Origin of the sequence: [Bacillus] selenitireducens MLS10, assembly GCF_000093085.1 — a bacterium.
In the GTDB taxonomy this organism is placed as follows: domain Bacteria; phylum Bacillota; class Bacilli; order Bacillales; family Salisediminibacteriaceae; genus Salisediminibacterium; species Salisediminibacterium selenitireducens.
In genome coordinates this window covers 603,290-621,378 of the sequence record NC_014219.1, presented here as the reverse complement: position 1 = coordinate 621,378, position 18,089 = coordinate 603,290, and the positions used below count along the sequence as shown (strand labels likewise).

Annotated in this window: 14 protein-coding genes; 7 read left to right on the top strand and 7 right to left on the bottom strand. The window is 52.3% G+C overall.

Going from position 1 to position 18,089, the window contains the following annotated elements; genetic code table 11:
- Nucleotide 1 precedes the first annotated feature (1 nt).
- Nucleotides 2-850, bottom strand: coding sequence for an FAD binding domain-containing protein (locus BSEL_RS03070; protein ID WP_013171540.1), 849 nt, complete (start codon nucleotides 848-850; stop codon nucleotides 2-4).
- Between the two features lie 268 nt (nucleotides 851-1,118).
- Between BSEL_RS03070 and allB the strand changes: the two genes are divergently transcribed.
- Nucleotides 1,119-2,531, top strand: a complete 1,413-nt coding sequence (gene allB / locus BSEL_RS03065; protein ID WP_013171539.1) for an allantoinase AllB — start codon at nucleotides 1,119-1,121, stop codon at nucleotides 2,529-2,531.
- On the top strand, nucleotides 2,500-3,675 hold the full coding sequence (locus tag BSEL_RS03060) for an amidase (RefSeq protein WP_013171538.1): 1,176 nt from the start codon (nucleotides 2,500-2,502) through the stop codon (nucleotides 3,673-3,675). The genes allB and BSEL_RS03060 overlap by 32 nt, the downstream gene beginning before the upstream one ends.
- A gap of 118 nt (nucleotides 3,676-3,793) precedes the next feature.
- Here BSEL_RS03060 and BSEL_RS03055 read toward each other — a convergent pair whose 3' ends face one another.
- Nucleotides 3,794-5,524: a PucR family transcriptional regulator gene (locus BSEL_RS03055; RefSeq protein WP_177304807.1), complete on the bottom strand. Its 1,731-nt coding sequence runs from the start codon at nucleotides 5,522-5,524 to the stop codon at nucleotides 3,794-3,796.
- 102 nt (nucleotides 5,525-5,626) lie between these two features.
- Here BSEL_RS03055 and BSEL_RS03050 point away from each other — a divergent pair, with 102 nt between their 5' ends.
- The 3 genes from BSEL_RS03050 to BSEL_RS03040 all read left to right on the top strand — a co-directional run bounded on the left by BSEL_RS03050 (nucleotide 5,627) and on the right by BSEL_RS03040 (nucleotide 9,687).
- Nucleotides 5,627-6,505 (top strand): fumarylacetoacetate hydrolase family protein, encoded by an 879-nt coding sequence (locus tag BSEL_RS03050; protein WP_232970506.1) that lies wholly within the window; start codon nucleotides 5,627-5,629, stop codon nucleotides 6,503-6,505.
- Nucleotides 6,506-6,657: 152 nt separating this feature from the next.
- Entirely contained in the window at nucleotides 6,658-7,689 is a 1,032-nt protein-coding gene (locus BSEL_RS03045) for a tRNA dihydrouridine synthase (protein ID WP_013171535.1), read from the top strand.
- A gap of 165 nt (nucleotides 7,690-7,854) precedes the next feature.
- Nucleotides 7,855-9,687 carry a sensor domain-containing diguanylate cyclase gene (locus BSEL_RS03040; protein ID WP_013171534.1) on the top strand — a complete coding sequence of 611 codons (1,833 nt, stop codon included), beginning with the start codon at nucleotides 7,855-7,857 and terminating at the stop codon, nucleotides 9,685-9,687.
- A 98-nt stretch (nucleotides 9,688-9,785) separates the two neighbouring features.
- On the opposite strand, the gene groL is transcribed toward BSEL_RS03040, so the two are convergent.
- Nucleotides 9,786-11,420, bottom strand: a complete 1,635-nt coding sequence (gene groL, locus BSEL_RS03035; RefSeq protein ID WP_013171533.1) for a chaperonin GroEL — start codon at nucleotides 11,418-11,420, stop codon at nucleotides 9,786-9,788.
- Nucleotides 11,421-11,474: 54 nt separating this feature from the next.
- Complete coding sequence (gene groES, locus BSEL_RS03030; RefSeq protein ID WP_013171532.1) at nucleotides 11,475-11,759, bottom strand: co-chaperone GroES; 285 nt, start codon at nucleotides 11,757-11,759, stop codon at nucleotides 11,475-11,477.
- 294 nt (nucleotides 11,760-12,053) lie between these two features.
- Here groES and BSEL_RS03025 point away from each other — a divergent pair, with 294 nt between their 5' ends.
- Together BSEL_RS03025 and BSEL_RS03020 are read left to right on the top strand one after the other, a co-directional pair.
- Nucleotides 12,054-12,788, top strand: coding sequence for a CPBP family intramembrane glutamic endopeptidase (locus tag BSEL_RS03025; protein ID WP_013171531.1), 735 nt, complete (start codon nucleotides 12,054-12,056; stop codon nucleotides 12,786-12,788).
- The gene (locus BSEL_RS03020) at nucleotides 12,785-12,988 is read left to right on the top strand and encodes a YdiK family protein (protein ID WP_013171530.1); all 204 of its coding nucleotides are present in this window, start codon (nucleotides 12,785-12,787) and stop codon (nucleotides 12,986-12,988) included. Before BSEL_RS03025 ends, BSEL_RS03020 begins: the two co-directional genes overlap by 4 nt.
- A 68-nt stretch (nucleotides 12,989-13,056) precedes the next feature.
- On the opposite strand, the gene BSEL_RS03015 is transcribed toward BSEL_RS03020, so the two are convergent.
- From BSEL_RS03015 to nrfD, 3 genes are read right to left on the bottom strand one after another with little or no spacing between them, the layout of a single operon-like run.
- Nucleotides 13,057-13,668, bottom strand: coding sequence for a TorD/DmsD family molecular chaperone (locus tag BSEL_RS03015; protein ID WP_013171529.1), 612 nt, complete (start codon nucleotides 13,666-13,668; stop codon nucleotides 13,057-13,059).
- Nucleotides 13,668-16,796, bottom strand: a complete 3,129-nt coding sequence (locus tag BSEL_RS03010) for a molybdopterin-dependent oxidoreductase (RefSeq protein ID WP_013171528.1) — start codon at nucleotides 16,794-16,796, stop codon at nucleotides 13,668-13,670. The genes BSEL_RS03015 and BSEL_RS03010 overlap by 1 nt, the downstream gene beginning before the upstream one ends.
- Complete coding sequence (nrfD, locus tag BSEL_RS03005; protein ID WP_013171527.1) at nucleotides 16,789-18,075, bottom strand: NrfD/PsrC family molybdoenzyme membrane anchor subunit; 1,287 nt, start codon at nucleotides 18,073-18,075, stop codon at nucleotides 16,789-16,791. The genes BSEL_RS03010 and nrfD overlap by 8 nt, the downstream gene beginning before the upstream one ends.
- Between the last annotated feature and the right edge of the window lie 14 nt (nucleotides 18,076-18,089).

Genomic DNA, 18,089 nt, shown 5'->3' with positions numbered 1-18,089 from the left:
ATCACCTCCTGATATTAGAATGAATATTCTGAATTATTTGATTGCAGACAATCTGCTGCTTATAGGCACCGCTCAAGAAGGGGTCATCCTCCGGGCGGTAGTCCTTCTTCACTTCGTCCGCCATTTTTTTGAAGACCGCATTCGACGTCAGTGGCGTCTCCTTCAGGAACCGCTCAAGACGCTTCAGTCTCACAGGGACCATCGTTCCTCCCCCGGCCGCAGCCCGGCAAGTCCGGAATGTCTTTGTGTCGCTGTCCCAGGAGCCTTTAATGGCAAACGTCGCAGCCGATGGAATAAATGCTTCACGGCGCCCTGTTTTGACATACACATTCAGATCTTCGCTTTCCTTATGAACGGGGATGGCGATATCCACAATGATGCCTGACATGCCGGCGGCGAGCCAGTCTTCAAGCAGCCACTCTTCGTCACGCCCCTCGGTGTAAACAAGGACCGATGCGCCGCTTGCAAGCAGCGCGGGAATGCTGTCACCGGATCCTGTCGCCACGTTACCACCGATGGTCGCCTGTTCACGGATCGACGGCGCCGCAATCTCATGGATCGCCTGTTTTAACAGCGGCGCAAAAGCGGCCGTATCCCCGCACCGGCTGATCTCACCGAAAGTGGTCAATGCCGCAATGCGAAGAGTTGATTCATCACGACGGATCCCAGAGGTTAGCTCCGGAATACCGTCAAGACGGATCCACTGTTTCTGTGTCTTCAGCTGTCCTGCTTCCCACTGCGTTCTGAGCCACGTGGTTCCGGATAGCCAAAGGCTGTCCGTCGGATCTTTTGTTTTCAACGCCCAGGCTTCCGACAGCGTGTCCGGGGTATGAATATAAAGCTGATCCATCGTACCCCTCCTTCCGGGTTCACTGTTCAACATGTTGTTCACACAGTTTAGCGGTCTTCAGAAAGACCGTCATTGGTTGATCTGCACAAAATCGGATGCTGTGATTGGTTATGGCAACCAGCGCAGGCTATCCTGTCTGTGCTTTCGTTTTGAAAGGTTTACCGATTAGCTTATCTGATTAACCATGGTGAAAAAAGAACTTTGACAGATTTGCTGACGAACTTTCCACATCGTCTGTATAAAAGATGCACAATGAAGGCATCATACAGTGGAGGTGTTCGTCATCGGTACACAATGGATTCGAAACGGAACGGTCTGGACGGGCACATCCTTCGTCAGGCAAGATATCGAAATCAGAGACGGCATCATTGACCGGCTCTTTGACAGTCATACCTCTGTACAGCCGGAGCCCGGGGCGCGTATCACGGATGCCGCCGACCGTCTGGTTGTGCCAGGCTTCATCGATCCCCATGTTCATTTCAACGATCCCGGGAGACGCATATGGGAAGGGATCGACACCGGTTCCAAAGCAGCCGTCGCGGGCGGCATTACCACTTTTATCGACATGCCCCTGAATTCCCATCCTTCCGTCACAAACGGTCACCTCGCCCGTGACAAGAAAAAGGCCATTGAGGGGCGTTCCCATGCCCATTACGGGCTTTGGGGCGGCATTACCCGCACAAACTGCCGGGATCAAGGTGCACTTGATGCACAGCTTGATGCAGGGGTGATCGGGTTTAAGGGCTTTATGTCCGAAAGCGGGATTGAAGATTTCCCCTATCTCGACCGCGACGCACTCCGGGAGGCCATGGGGTATTGCGGCGAACATCGCGTCACCCTTGCTTTGCACGCCGAGGCCGAAGCAGTGCTAGAGCGATATCGCCATCTGAGCGGACCGGACCCTGCCTCTTTTTTGGCATCACGGCCGCCTGAAGCCGAATGGCAGGCTCTTGACTGGATCATTGAAGACGCCCTCAGGTTTCAGACCGCTGTGCATGTGGTACATGTCAGTACGGCAGACGGCGTCCGGATGCTTCATGAAGCGAAAATGTCCGGCGCAGACATCACGATCGAAACGTGTCCGCATTATCTGTTGTTTACAGACACGGATTTCATAAAAAAAGGCCCGCTGTTAAAGTGCGCACCGCCCCTTCGTCCACTCTCTGAACAGGAAGCCCTCTGGCAAACGGTCGCGGATGGCCTGGTCGACATCATCGGAAGTGACCATTCCCCTTGCCCGCTGGAGATGAAAGAAGCGGGGAACGATGATATCCGGAACGCCTGGGGCGGGATTCCGGGCGTCCAATCCGGTCATGCCGCACTTCTCTCAGAAGCTGTAAAGCGCGGGGTGCCCCTTGAAACGGTGCTTCCGATGATGACCGATGCGCCTGCCCGCCGTTTTTTCCCCGAACGGCAGATCGGCCGGATCGCGCCCGGTTTCGCCGCAGATCTGACCCTGTTATCAAAGAGCTCACACACGATCACGGAGAAGGAGCTCCTCAACCGGCATCCGTATTCCCCTTACACGGGGCTGACTGTCGACATGACCGTCTCCGGTGTGTTCCTCGGCGGAGTCCATATTTATCAGTCCGGGAAGGGCATTAAATCCCCGCTTCTCGGGCATCATTTTGTAAAAGGAGGTCACGACCATGACAACCGATCATTACGGCGCATTTATTGATGAATCACTGACCGTGGAACCGCAGAAAGGCGGGATTCTTCACAGGAAGACCTTCGCCGTCAAGGATGTCTTTCATATAGAGGGGCACCGCAACACCGCCGGCAACCCCCATTGGCTCCAATCCCATGCGCCTGCCAAAGCGACGGCACCGGCACTGGTTCATCTCTTGCAAGCAGGTGCCACACTCAAGGGAACGACCGTGACCGATGAAATGATGTACAGCCTTCACGGGGAAAATGTGCATTACGGAACGCCTGTCAATCCTTTCGATAAATCCCTCATCCCCGGCGGGTCCTCCAGCGGTTCAGCCGTTGCCACCGGTGCAGGACTGAGGGATTTCGCCATCGGCACCGACACAGGCGGCTCCGTGCGTATTCCCGCTTCGTACTGCGGCCTGTTCGGCTTTCGTCCGAGTCACGGAAAAGTCAGCCTCGAAGGCGTCATTCCTTTGGCGGATTCCTTTGATACAGTCGGCTGGTTTACCCGGAATGCCGCTCTCCTTGAAGATGTCGGTGAAGTCCTCATTGGCGACAGCATGCCTGATGCACCGGATTTCAAACGTGCGGTCATCGCCAGGGATGCCTTCAGCCTGTTGACAGACACGCAGCACAATGCGCTCATGTCGGCAGTCAGAAGCTGTTCAAGCAAGGTGAAGTCACATGAAGAACAGCGCATCACCAACGATGATCTCGGTGATTGGGTGGACATTTTCCGGGTGATTCAGGGCTATGAAATCTGGCTGAATCATGGGGAATGGGTCAAAGCCCACGAACCGGATTTCGGACCCGGGATCCGCGAACGGTTCCATATGGCCGAACAGATCAAAGAAGCCGATGTCGCCGAGGCAAGACGCAGACAGCTCATGATTCAGGATGCCACGGCTGATATTATGCAGCCGGATACCCTCATGATCATCCCGACGATCGCCGGTGAACCTCCCGCTGTCGGACTGCCTCCGGAGGAAGTGGACAAGATTCGCCAGCGCACGATGAAGCTCACCGCCATCGCGGGCCTTAACGGGCTCCCTCAGGTCACCATCCCCGTCAAACGGGGCGGCGGACTGCCTCCGTTGGCCATTTCCATCCTCGCACCGAAGGGGCGTGACCGGGATCTGCTCAGTTTTGTCACGTCGCTTTGTGACTGAAGATTCTTACCAATAACCACTCAAATAAAAGAAGATCTGACAGAGGGGGATGTCAGATCTTCTTTTTACTTCTGTATCGTGAGCAAACCGGCAGACAGCCCGGTTGCGAACGAACCGCTTATTCAATCATTTCCCTGACCAGTAAAGCCGTGCGAAGTTTATGAATATCATCCGCGTGTTTAAGGTTCACCTGCAGTTTATCTTCACATTTTTTCAGCCGGTAAATCACGGTATTTCTGTGAACAAACAGCGCCTTCGCAGTCTCGGCAATCTGTCCGTTGTGTTCAAGATACACCGTCAGCGTTTTGATCAGGTCTTCGTCTTCTTTCTTTGACGACAGCACGAGAGACTTCAATGTCGACTCGTAAAATTCCCTCAGCTTTTGAGGCGATACCGTCCGCAAAAGCTCTGTGACTCCCTTTGTATCCGTCCATTTAATAAAGGCTTCCTGCCCCATACGGCGTCCGTTATGAAGGGTTTCCAATGCTTCTTTAAAGGAATCGGGAACCTGAAGCAGCTGAGCGGCCGGATTACCGATTCCAAAAGAGATTGAAATAAAGAGAAACTCCTCCATTTCCTTTTGAATGGTGACAAGTCCTTTCATCAGCCAGTCCTCCCACTCATCGTCCGGTTTTGGTATGAGGGCTACGTATACCTCGTTTTTTGAGAAAAAGACCACATCATCAAAATAATAATCAAACCAGATCTGCAGTTGTTCGTAGATGGCGTTCTTAAACAATCTCCGCTCTGATTCAGGTGCCTGTCCGACGCCACGGTAAAGTTCATCCTCGTGATCGGGCCTGATTGCGACACACAGATATGTGCAGCTTCGCCTCAGCCCATAGCCTTCCCCGCGTCTTCCAAGATCTTTCTCTGACGAAAACCTTCCCTCAACATATTCAGTCAGAAACTCATTTTTCTGAATCTGTTCTTGCTGTTCGACGGCGTGGAGCTTCATCAGTTCAAATGCGATGACATTCATTGCCTGTTCAACGGCAAGACGTTCTGAAGCACCCGCTTGATCGATATCGAGAAACACAATAAGATAGCCTTTCTGATAGACGTTCATCTGTACCGGACAGCAGGAGATCATCTGTTTTTCGGATTCTTGAGAAACGGACATGCTCAATTTGCGGATCGCTCCATTCGCCAAATCATCCTGTTGAATCACCTCATGGACCTTCTCGGCAAGAACAAAGCAGAAATCCTCATCAAACTTTCTTGATGATTCAAGCAGATTCAGCCGATAATCAAGGAGGAGAACCGGTGCACAAATATGACGGGAAAGCTGATCAAGCACTTCATAAAGCCCTTTGCCCCCAACGATGAGATCCGTGAAACGACGGTGAATCGCCATCGCTTCCGAAAGAGCCTGTGTCCGCTCATCAAGAATCGCTTTGAGCACACTGTTGACCATATCACCGAGAGACGGCTCGTCCGGCAGTGCAATCACCGGTAATCCGCCCTCGTTTGCCACATCGATAACCGAAGGAGGAATATGATCCAAAAAACGGTTCACCTTCAACCCGAGCCCTGCGCATCCTTCTTCCGTCATGCGAATTACAATAGACATAAGAAGATCAGGGTTGTTCTGTAAATGATATCCCGTTGTCAAAAGAAGCTGATCTTGTTTAACAAAATCCGCAATATCAGGTGCATCCATCATCGTCACAGATGTCACCTGATTCATGAGTCCTTTTTCGCCGGCTACTGCTGTCGCACCTTTCAGTACCTCCTGCTCGAGTAAATCATTCAGTCGCATCTGCTCCACCTCCGAATTGCCATCTTTTTCTTCCAGCATATCGGATTTTTGCGGATTTCTGATGATTTCCGTGATGTAATCTGACAAGAAAACCACAATCTTTGTCATGACAGTCCAAAATAGAAGGAATCCCCACAATCAGTTTGTAAACTGATTTGCATATTGAAAGGAGCTAATCAATTGGAGATTATGACGATCCGACACAACAACAGACAGGAATCTGCAATTATCACAGCAAACAGAGTCTATCCGCTTCAGGCGATCAATGAATGTTGCATGACTGACTGGCCCCTTACCATTGACAGGATTCTCAAAGAGGAGCGAATGACGGAACTGACCCGGTGGTATGCCGATCAGACAGCCCGCATTTGGGAAGGGATTCCTTCAGAAGACCTCGAACACATTGAAACCGGTTCTCTGTTCGAATCCCCCGCTACCATTTGGGGCATCGGCTTTAATTATCAGCCGACCGGTGAACCGATGCCTGCTGAACGCGCCAATCATCCGGTGAGTTTTGTCAAACCGTGGAACACGGTCACTCCGGTAAACGGTCCGATTCTTGTCCCCAATGGGAGTGAATCGACAACCGGAGAAGGAGAGATCGCCTGTATAATCGGTAAACCCGGGAAAAATCTCACTGTACAAGAAGCCCGTCATTGTATTGCAGGATATACCGCAGCCCTTGATATGACTGAATCCGGCATTCATAAAGAGCATCCCCGCTTTCTCGCGAGGGCCAAGAGCTTCGATACGTTTTGCGCCATCGGTCCGACTCTCACATCAGCGGATTCCTTCTATACAGAAGACATTACCGTCCAGACCATTCTTAATGGAGAAGTCTCAGCCGAAAACCATACGGGACGAATGCTGATGAACATCCCTGAAATCGTCGCCTACTTCTCCCAAGGCACTACGCTGAATCCCGGCGACATCATCCTCACCGGGACACCCGGGCCCGTCAAAATCAGGCCGGGAGACACCCTGGCTGTTCATGTTGACGGCCTGCGCCCCCCTGATCAAATCGGTTTCAGGAGGATGATCAGATACAACGTTATGGCCATTTCCTGAAAAAAGCCTCAAAATCGTATTTTTCCCTTGCACTTTTTGCCTTGAACCATTAAGGTATATTTCAGCTGATCTCTGTTTTTAACCGGAGATCCCGTTGATTAAGAGATACGGTGGCCAATCGCCGCCGGCATGGAGAAAGGAACGAGTGAGTGATGAAAGAAAACTTCTGGCATGACCTGCCAAAACCGTTTTTTATATTGGCGCCGATGGAGGCCGTGACAGACGTGGTGTTCCGCCACGTCGTCAGTGAAGCTGCGGCACCGGACGTGTTCTTTACCGAATTCGCCAATTCGGACAGCTTCTGTCACCCAAAAGGCAGAGAGAGCCTGAAGGGGCGTCTCATGTTCACGGAAGACGAGCAGCCGATCGTTGCGCACATTTGGGGTGATAAGCCTGAGCACTTCCGGACGATGAGTGTCGCCATGGCTGAGATGGGCTACAAAGGCATCGACATCAACATGGGCTGTCCCGTGCATAACGTGGCCGGTGACGGCAAAGGGGCCGGCCTGATCAAGCGTCCTGACGTCGCCGCCGAACTGATTGAAGCCGCCAAAGCGGGCGGCCTTCCGGTAAGTGTCAAAACCCGGATCGGCTTTTCAAAGATTGATGAATGGCAAAATTGGCTCAGACATATCCTCGAGCAGGATATCGTCAATCTGTCCATTCACCTGCGAACAAAAAAAGAAATGAGCGACGTCCCTGCTCACTGGGAGCTAATCCCTGACATCAAGGCCCTCCGGGACGAGGTGGCACCGAACACCCTCCTCACAATTAACGGCGACATCGATGACCGGCAGACCGGTCTCGAACTCGCGGAGAAATACGGTGTGGACGGGATTATGATCGGACGGGGCATCTTCAAGAACCCGTTCGCTTTTGAAACCGAACCGAAAGAGCATACGAGCGAAGAGCTCCTCGGACTTCTGCGTCTTCAGCTCGATCTTCATGACAAATACAGCAAAGATCTCGAAAACCGACCGTTTACTCCTCTGCAGCGCTTCTTCAAGATCTACGTCCGCAGCTTTCCAAAGGCCGGCGAGCTCCGCAAGAAACTGATGGAAACGAAAACAACCGATGAAGTCAGGGCGATTCTTGATACCTTCGAAAAAGAGAAACAGGCGGAAGAAAAAGCCGAGGCAGAAGCCCTTTGTCAGACGGCATCCACTGACCACGTGCACAGCTGATAGAGAACACCCCGTCACACGATTAATGTGGCGGGGTCTTTCTGTACGCCGTGTTTCAAAGATCCTCCACCTGTTTAAAAAAAGAGTTCTGTCCGTCTATGTCGAATCAGTAACTAAAGTCATATTTTTCCATGTTGAAGCAGGCGTTTGCTTGGAGGACCACCAATGAACAAGATAACAGTCTACATAAAACCGATGACGCTGTTTGTCAGCTTCGTGCTCCTGATTGGATTTACCATTTATCTGATCATCGTGAGCGAATACGACCACTATCCTGCCGCAACAAACGGTGAACTCGATACTTCTTTCTGGGATACAGAAGACGGATCGATCCCCCTTTCAGGCGAGTGGCACTTCTACTGGTCCTCGCTTCTTGAACCGGACGAACGAAGCGGAGAAGAACCGGTTGTCATCGACGTACCCCGTTCCTGGAATGGGACCCTTGTAAATGGGGAAACCATCGGTGGTAAGGGCTATGCGACCTATCATGTACAGGTCACGGCCCCTGAAGCGGATGATCTTGCCCTGTACATGCCCTATCTCCTCACGGCATACCGGCTTTGGATCAACGGTGAAAGTGTTGCCTCGAACGGTGAAGTGGGCACTTCAGCCGAAACCATGACGCCCCGTTATTTCGCCGATGTTGTCCCACTGGCCTCTTCCCGAGATCAGATCGACATCCATATCCAGGTATCCAATTTCATGCATGCCGAGGGAGGAATGAACATCCCCCTGCGCCTCGGGACGCATGATACGATTTCGAGTGAGACAGACAACCGCCGGCTCATCGACGGTATCATCTTCGGCAGCCTGTTGATCATGAGCATCTATCATTTCCTCGTTTTTCTCTTACGGCCGCGTTTTCGCTCGGCGCTTTATTTTTCTCTCTTCTGTCTCATGATCGGCATCCGCTCTCTCCTGGTCGGTGAAGCGGTGATGCTGAGGGTGTTTCCTGACTTCAACTGGACGTTTGCCATGAAGCTCGAATATGTGACGACATATCTGAGTCCGCCCCTTTTCATTCTGTTTTTATCGGCTCTCTTTCCGAATGAAACATCCAGACTGTTTCGCCGGGTGTCAGTCACCATCGGCCTCATTCTCGGAAGCATCGTCATCCTGTTTCCCGTCTACTGGTTCACCCAGACGCTGATTGTCGGCCAGGTCGTGACCGTGATTACCGTGGGCTACATCTGCTATATTCTGATTCTTGCCGCCCTCCGAAAACGCATGGGCGCAACGGTCAGTCTTTTCATGGCATTTCTGTATGCCATCACCATCGTCAATGATATACTCTATGACTATCAGCTTTCAATCTATGGCAATCTGTCACCTGCCGGGCTGCTGTTCTTCATCCTCGCCCAGTCCTTTATGCTTGCTTCCATCTTCTCAAAGGCGTTTACCGATCTGGAGGATATGTCCGAGCGTCTGATTGCGTCCAATGAGATCCTCGAGAGCAAGGTAGAAGAACGGACGAAGAAACTGAAAGACCTCTCTGTCCGGGATCCGTTGACGAATGTCTACAATCGCGGCGGCTTCGATCAACAGATGAAGGCTAAGTGGACGGAAGCGTTACAGGAGAGAAAAGAGCTGTCCCTGTTGTTCGTGGATATTGATTATTTTAAACGCTATAATGACGAATATGGTCATCAGGCAGGGGATCAGACTCTGATCAGTGTGGCCCATACCCTGCAGGAAGCACTCGGTGAGAAGGCCATTGTCAGCCGTTACGGCGGTGAAGAATTTGTGCTGATATTACCAGGGGCATCTGAAGAGCAGGCCGCTTCGGCAGCCGCCACCTTGTTAAAAGCGATCAGGGATCAGCAAATTCCACATTCCCAGTCACAAGTTGCCCCATACGTCACCGTTTCCATCGGAGGCATATCCCGTATACCAAATGAAACCGACAAGCCGGATGCCTTCATCAAGCAGGCCGATCAGGCACTCTATGCAGCGAAAGAAGCGGGCAGAGACCGATACATTCTGGCTCAGGATGTATAATAGAATAGATAAAGAGAGGGACTCTGACCTGTCATCAGAGTCCCTCTCTTTTTTCAATTGCCTTGTGGTTTCATGTTAATCAGGATCTGAACGGCTGATTACATCATGCCGCCCATACCGCCCATGCCACCCATGTCCGGCATGCCGCCACCGCCGCTGTTCTCTTCAGGGAAGTCTGCGATAACAGCTTCTGTCGTAAGGAACATGGCAGATACGCTGGCTGCGTTTTGGAGGGCTGAGCGTGTGACCTTCGTCGGGTCGACGATCCCCGCTTCAACCATATTGACATATTCACCGGTCGCTGCGTTAAAGCCGACACCGACTTCTTCACCTTTCAGGCGCTCCACGATGATGGACCCTTCAAGTCCGGCATTGTGGGCAATCTGACGGAGCGGTTCTTCAAGGGCACGGAGCACAATGTTCACGCCCGTTGCTTCGTCACCGTCCGCTTCTACAGCCTTCACTGCGTTCAATACGTTGATCAGCGCTGTACCACCGCCGGCTACAATACCTTCTTCCACCGCTGCACGCGTGGAGTTCAGTGCGTCTTCAATGCGGAGCTTTTTCTCTTTCATTTCCGTTTCAGTGGCCGCACCGACTTTGACAACGGCTACACCGCCGGCAAGCTTGGCAAGACGCTCCTGAAGCTTCTCTTTATCGAACTCGGAAGTGGTCTCTTCGAGCTGTGCTTTGATCTGGTTGACACGGTTTGCAATTTCCGCTGCGTCACCGTTGCCGTCAACGATCGTCGTGTTGTCTTTTGTAACAACGACCTTGGACGCACGGCCGAGCTGTGTAATGCTCGCAGATTTGAGATCAAGACCGAGGTCCTCCGTGATCACTTCACCACCAGTGAGTGTTGCAACGTCTTCAAGCATCGCTTTACGACGGTCACCAAAGCCTGGTGCCTTCACGGCAACAGCGTTGAATGTGCCGCGGAGCTTGTTGACGACGAGTGTCGCGAGGGCTTCGCCTTCCACGTCTTCGGCAATGATCAGGATTGGACGGGACTGCTGAACAACCTGCTCAAGAACCGGCAATACTTCCTGGATGTTGCCGATTTTCTTATCAGTGATCAGGATATACGGATCTTCAAGAACCGCTTCCATCTTGTCAGAATCCGTCACCATGTAAGGAGACGCGTATCCACGGTCGAACTGCATCCCTTCCACGACTTCAAGCTCTGTCGCGAACCCTTTCGATTCTTCCACTGTGATGACACCGTCGTTACCGACGCGCTCCATCGCCTCTGCAATCAGTTCACCGACTTCATCATCCGCTGAAGAGATCGCCGCAACCTGGGAGATCGACTCTCTGCCTTCGATCGGCTTGGAAATGGCGCGCAGCTCATCCACCGCAGCCTGAGTCGCTTTTTCAATCCCCTTACGGATCACCATCGGGTTGGCCCCGGATGTGACGTTCTTCAGGCCTTCTGCGATCATGGACTGCGCGAGAACCGTTGCCGTTGTGGTACCGTCACCGGCAATGTCGTTCGTCTTGCTTGCGACTTCGGAAACGAGCTGAGCACCCATGTTCTCGAAATTGTCTTCAAGTTCAATTTCTTTCGCAATCGTCACACCATCGTTTGTGATTAACGGAGAGCCGAACTTCTTCTCAAGGACAACGTTACGTCCTTTCGGTCCGAGGGTTACTTTTACCGTATCTGCAAGACGATCCACACCGCGCAGCATCGCGCGACGAGCGTCTTCACTGAATTTAATGTCTTTAGCCATGATTACCATCCTCCTGTTTTCTGATGTTTCAAATGTGTGCTCTGTGCTTCTTCGTTAGCTGATTACAGCCAGTACATCGCTTTCTCGAAGAATCATGTATTCCTTGCCTTCGAACTTCACTTCAGATCCTGCATATTTGGAGAAGACAATCTTGTCGCCTTCTTTCAGTTCCGGTGTCACGGTTTCACCGTTCTCAGTTACCCGGCCTTTCCCGACAGCAACGACCTTCCCTTCCTGCGGCTTCTCTTTCGCAGAGTCAGGCAGGACAATCCCGCTCGCCGTCTTTTCTTCCTGCTCCACCAATTCAATTACAATTCGGTCACCTAATGGTTTTAACAAGGAAAACACCCTCCTTCAGTATGGTTGTGCACAGTTTCTGTGCGTTTTCAAATGGTTTTATTAGCACTCGGTATCAATGAGTGCTAACACAGTTCTTATCATAATCAAACCTTTGCATTTTTGCAACCCTTTTGCAGCAATTTTTTTGCTGAAGATTATGGTTGAAACCGCGTCCGGCCATGGCCCACGCTTTCTCTTCCCTCTGAGAAAAACGTGCAAACATCGTATTGGGTGAACAAGCCTGATCGCTGTGATACAATAATCAGGACGCCGTTTACCTAAAGGAGAATGAACGTGAACAAATACTATTGGCTGATTATTTTATCGTTTGTCTTTTCACAGCTTGCACCTGCCCTGATTGCACCTCTGCTTCTCAATATGGGGTTCGACGGCAATGAAACGGAGCTGTTTGCGACCGCCATCGCCTATTCCATGACCATCGGCTTTATCCTGGCCGTTCTGTTTTCCGCGCTTGCCGGACGTGATCCGCAGTTCGACGGAAAACGGGCCGATACGGGGAAAACAATCCTCTGGTCCTTTATCGGGATCTTTCTCGCCTTTGCCGGGCAATACGCCGCTTCCCTTATTCAAATGCTGGCATTCGGTATTGAGCCGGGATCCGAAAACACGGAGATGATCGTCGGCTTCTCGACCGCCGTGCCCTTCATGATTTTTGTGGTCGCCATTCTTGTCCCGGTGACTGAAGAGCTCGTCTTCCGGAAAGTCATCTTCGGGGCCATTTACAAGCGGACCGGCTTCTGGATCGCCGCGATCGTCAGCGGACTGATCTTCGGCGCTTTACACGGGGACTTTGAGAATATCCTCGTTTATCTGGCCATGGGCGTTGTCTTCTCGTACCTGTACGTTAAAACAGGCCGGATCATCGTACCGATCATCGCGCACGTCGGGATCAATTCTTTCGTCATGCTCGTCCAGGTCGTATTCGGGGACCGGCTGCTTGAACTGATCGATCAGCTCGAAGAAATGGAACAAAGCATTCAGGCATTGATGGGAGTGTTCTTGTCATGAAACAGAGACCGCCAAAGTTTTACGGCTATTTGTACTTTACATTCGGGGTGATCCTGACGCTCTTCGCGATTCAGGCCATGAACCAGTCTGAAGGATGGGATTTCTGGACGATTCTTCTCGTCTCCTTCGCCGCCCTGGATTTCTTCATCGCATTTAAGCATTTCAATTTGCAGAAGCGACTGAAGAAAGAAGAACAGTAACGCCTCAGAAAACAGGATATTTAAAAAGACTCCGGCATCTTTACAGACGCCGGAGTCTTCTTTATGAATCAGTCTTTTTCAATGATCTCACTCGTGTCTGAGAGAAACCGGTGCGCACCCTGGACGAGATCGAGATAGAAGCCTTTCACTAGCTGATCGGATACCTTCTTCTCAAACACCCCGTACATCGGACGAATTACCTCGTGCAACAGGATCAGATACATCTTCTTCGCGTCCTCTGCGTCTTCATGCTGTTCAAGCTGCATCTGGATCAGATAGTGGGCAAACATCAGGACGGTACCGATATGGTCATGCCTGAGGTTCGTCGTCTTGGCATAGTCCAGGAAACCGAAGCGGGCGTAATACCCGCTCAGCTGGTGGACCATACTGCCATTCGCTTCCTCATCATCAAGATAGACACTGACGTAGGGCGGCACATAGTAAGGACCTGGAATGAAGAAGAGGTTTTCATATTGAAGCGTCAGTTCCTCTTCCGGTGTTTCCCTCAGCTGATGCAGCAAATGCCGGACGTCTTCATCGACTTCACCTGTCGCCTCACCTGTGTCCACCATCGCCTTGATCACATCGACCTGACCGTAAAAACAGCGGGCATAAATCAGATACGTCAGACTGAGTTTCAACTGCTGTTCATGGGTTTCTGTCTCAAAGGCAGGTTGCATCAGCCTTTTTCCACCTCCACTTTCGCATACAGCTGGGCACTTGCCCCGCCGATCGGATCAAACATTCCGTTGTTGCCGAGTGTCCCGTCAATACTTAACAGATTATTTGCGGAGAAACCGGTGTCCCGTCCTTTCGCATAGAGCCCGGATTCCTTTTTCGGCGCGGCGAATTCATAGCTCGTATGCCCGTATTCCGCCCCGGCTCCCGTCCACTTCCCGTCAATTTTGATCGGTTGCGAGCGGAACGCCGTATGACCGAAGTTATAGCTTGATCCGACAACACCCGGACGGATCCCTTCGGTGACCATGACGCGTCCTTCTGCTTCGTAGTCACTGCCCTTGATCTTAACCGTATCACCATTCTTCAGTCCGCGCTTCTTCGCATCAATGCTGTTCATCCAGAGTGGATTGTCCTCACGGATTTCACGGAGCCAGACGTTGCTGATCTGACGGTGTGTCCCGATGTGCTTCGCTTTCCAGTTCGTCATCACCAGCGGCAGATCCCGTTCATACACGGTTTCGTCGTATTCCTTAATCGCTTCGTAAATCGGCACGCCGCTGTAAAATTCACCGCTGAAGGAATGTTTGTTTCTTGCCGTGACTTCATCGTAGAAGTTCGCCTGGCCGCCGTACTGGTATTTCACATGCTTCCCGTCATTGACATATTCCGAACCCGGCGCTTCGAAACGTCCGCCCCGGTTCAGCATATACACAACTTTTGGCCACTCTTCCGGCGTAACGGCCTGTTTCAACCGTTCGATATCGAAGAATTCACCGAGCGCCTTCTTTCGCGCGGACTCAAAGATCGCCATCTCTTCCGCGTCAGCGTCCGGAACCGGTTCATCCTTCATGGCAATGTTGGCGGCCATCTTGGCATAATACTCCTCGTAGCTGTCGAGTTTGTCTCCGTTTACAAAGGCGTTCTCTCCGACGCCGGGAAGATCAAGGCGTTTTGCGAGTTCAATGAAGACATCCTCCACGGCTTTCGCTTCCGGTACAACCCTAGTCACCGGCTGCATGATGCTCGAGAGTCTGTGGAGCTGGTTCGGATAGATGGTCTCCTGGCCGTAACGCTCGAGGTAGGTGAGATCCGGCAGGACGAAGTCCGATACCTGGGCTGCTTCCCCGACGGTAATGTCCAGCGAGACAAGGAGCGGGATCTTTGATTCATCCTGTAGCACTTCCCTGTTTCGGTAGCCGGCCGCAAAGGAAAGGATCGGATCGATCCGGTACACGAAGAGCGCCTTCAATCCGTACGGGTAGCCTTCCGCTGCACTCGGGATCAGCTCATGAGACGAGTTCCCCGTCGCACCAAACCATGGGCGGAGCGCCGGATAGCCGCCGTCCCGTTCGAAAAGGGTGCTCTGCTCGTACTGGGACTGTTTCCGCGTAATCGGGATTCCCCAAGGTGTTCGGCCGTTTGGAACCGTATCGAGGTCATAGGCACCGTCCCAAGGGCCGAAATTCGCTCCTGAAGAGATACTGCCGCCCTTCCAGTCATAGTTGCCGATCAGGTGATTCAGAACGTTCATGGCACGAACGCTGTAGTACCCGTTCGTATGCATCGCGTTCCCGCGGTATCCGAATGCTGCGGCGCGCTTGCCGTGGGACGTGAATTCACGGGATACCTCTTCGATCATGTCCTTACCGATGCCTGTAATCGCCGCATACTCATCCATCGTATGCTTCATCACTTCTTCTTTATAAAGAAGGAAACTCGATTTTACCTCGATTCCTTCAATCGTCGTATCGACTTCAAGATCCGCTTCATCCACATCCGTTGACGCATACGGCACCCCGTTCTTCAGAACAACGTAGTCATCGTCATCGCCTTCTTCACGCAGGCCAAGTTCAGAGGCTTTCAGCTTCTGACGCGTCGGCTCACCGGTCTTCACGAGATGGGTCGCATCGCTCCAGGTCGGCTCGTCATCCGCTTCTGCCGCAGCTTTATTCGGATTGACGAGATACGTCATGTCGTACCGTTCATGTTCAATGATCCAGCGTCCCATCGCGAGGGCAAAAGCCCCGTCCGTCCCGGGAATGACCGGGATCCAGTGATGAGCCTTCTCCGCGGACTTCGACATCCTTGAATCCACAACGGCCATCTTCATGCCCCGTTCAATCGCATTGGTAATCTGAGGCGCCATCCATGTCGGTCCCTTATTCGCCACGACCGGATTCGTTCCAAAGGCGATCATGTACTCAATATAGTCAATGTCGGTATACGTCCGGCGTTTGCCGTGTTCAAAGGAGCGGTTGTTGCCGATCACAGAACTGACCCCGCAGACACCGCCATGGTCATCAAAGTTGTTGCTGCCAAGACCCTGCGTCCAGATCCGCTGGTTCGTAAAGTGACGGCGGTCCCCGCCGAGACAGGCGACCTGATTGACTTTCGGTCCGAAATCCGGATGCTTTGTGTCAATCAGGACATCTTTGTATTTTGCATCAAAGTCCTCCTGCGACATCGTCCCTTCTTTCACCTGATCCCAGTCCGCCATAACGACGTCCTGTTCTTCGTAGGCGACGAGGTCCTTCAACCCCGGTGTTCCAAGATCATTGCTTCCTTCAATGATTTCATTATAGGCTTCTTCCCACGAGATCGTCTTCCACTGCCCGCTTCCGCGCGGTCCGACACGTTTCATCGGTTTTTTCAGACGATAGGCGTCGTAGGCGGTCTGAATGCCCGCCTGGCCTTTCAGGCAAGTACGTCCACCACGCAGTCCGCGCCCTGCAACAGCAACGCTTCCGCCTCCGAGAGCTGCGGCGGCCGCAGGTTTGGCATAGTCTATCTGACCGATCGGTTTCATCGTAAGCGGGCTGTAAGGGTTCCCGGCAATCTTACGGACAAGGGACGTGCAGCCGCCTTCAATCTTGCCTTCTTTCACGTAGGCTTTGATTGTACAGTGCGTGTTGCACTGCTCACACGTCGTGTAGATCACGTTCTCAGCCGTATAATCTTCCGTGAACGTCCCGATGCCGTGTTCATCGTCGGCCCAGACATTTCCGCCGGTGATCTGGCGGATCGGGCTTCCGAAGAACGGAGACGCAACAGCGATGGCACTGAGGATCCCGGCCCCTTTCACAAACGAGCGGCGGTTGACTTTTTTATCGAATACGGATTTACTCATGTGATTTCACCTCATCTTCGTTTAATTCAAGGGGCAAGAGCTTTGCGCCGATGGAGTAGATGATCAGACCCATCGCCACAACCCCGATGGAGCTGAGCCACTCCACCCAGTTCGGGAAGTAGAACGCTTCCGGCAATGCCTTCATGGACTGGACAATCTGCGTCGGAACGACGATGTTAAACCGTACACCGATGATCCCGATGACGACCATGATCGCCGCTGCGGTCAGCCAGCCAATCGACTGATTGAACCGTTTACTGAATACGATGAAGATCGGGATAACGGCTCCGATAAAGAGCTGTACGCCCCAGAACGACCAGGACATCGGCCCGGTGAACATGACGTTTAAAATCGCCATCTTCTCCGGCTTCATCGTAAGACCTGCGACAAGAAACTCGTAAAATTCAAGACCGAGGTCAATGATCAGAAATCCGATCATCAAAAGCGACAGGCTCTTCACCATGCCGAAGTCCACGGATTTGCCGCTTGCTTTTCGCTGAATGACATACATGGCAATCAACAGCGCTGTTCCGGATACCAGTGCCGAGACGACAAAGATGACCGGGAAGAGCGGCGAGTTCCAGTAAGGCTGCGCGGCAACCGCTGCGAACAGGGTGCCGGTTCCGCCGTGAACGCCGATGATCGCAATCGGAATCCCGATGATCCCGAGAATCTTCATCCAGCGGTGGTCTTTCTTCTTTGAGATATCCGATTCGTCATCACTGCCGAGACGCAGGAAGTTGGCCACTTTGCCTTTGATTCCGTCGTCCGATTTGGCAACCCTGACGAGGTCGATTCGCATGGCGAACCACAGTTCCACGGCGAGAAGGGCCATATAGATTAAATAAAAGCGGACTTCATAAGAGAGAATACTGAGGGCGTTCCAGTAGGTCATCGCGTTAAACGCCCGGTCGATGCGCCCAAGATCAAGAGCGATAAAGGTCAGGGCCACCACCATCGAGACGAGGGCCGTGAACAGGGCATAGCGTCCGACCCGTTCGTACTGTTCCATGCCGAATACAAAAATCAGCGTGGACAGCAGAAACGCCCCTGCACTTAAGCCGACAAAGAAGATATAAAAGGCGACCCATGCGCCCCAGGGAACGAAGGTTGTCAGGTTTGTCACGCTGAGCCCTTCAATCAGGCGATAGAGAATCGCGCCGCCCCCTGCAATCAGTGCAATGAAAAGGGAAGCCATCCAAAGTTTAAAACGCTTCGCTACGATCCCCGGATCGAGGTCTTGCTGATGTTCTGCGGTTGTCTGTGTCAATTCACTCATCGTTGGTCTCCCCC

Coding starts and splice junctions, on each gene's coding strand:
- BSEL_RS03020 (WP_013171530.1), top strand. CDS start 12,785: ATGAAACAGAGACCGCCAAAGTTTTACGGCTATTTGTACTTTACATTC.
- BSEL_RS03015 (WP_013171529.1), bottom strand. CDS start 13,668: ATGCAACCTGCCTTTGAGACAGAAACCCATGAACAGCAGTTGAAACTC.
- BSEL_RS03060 (WP_013171538.1), top strand. CDS start 2,500: ATGACAACCGATCATTACGGCGCATTTATTGATGAATCACTGACCGTG.
- BSEL_RS03010 (WP_013171528.1), bottom strand. CDS start 16,796: ATGAGTAAATCCGTATTCGATAAAAAAGTCAACCGCCGCTCGTTTGTG.
- BSEL_RS03070 (WP_013171540.1), bottom strand. CDS start 850: ATGGATCAGCTTTATATTCATACCCCGGACACGCTGTCGGAAGCCTGG.
- BSEL_RS03040 (WP_013171534.1), top strand. CDS start 7,855: ATGAACAAGATAACAGTCTACATAAAACCGATGACGCTGTTTGTCAGC.
- BSEL_RS03050 (WP_232970506.1), top strand. CDS start 5,627: ATGACGATCCGACACAACAACAGACAGGAATCTGCAATTATCACAGCA.
- nrfD (WP_013171527.1), bottom strand. CDS start 18,075: ATGAGTGAATTGACACAGACAACCGCAGAACATCAGCAAGACCTCGAT.
- BSEL_RS03045 (WP_013171535.1), top strand. CDS start 6,658: ATGAAAGAAAACTTCTGGCATGACCTGCCAAAACCGTTTTTTATATTG.
- groL (WP_013171533.1), bottom strand. CDS start 11,420: ATGGCTAAAGACATTAAATTCAGTGAAGACGCTCGTCGCGCGATGCTG.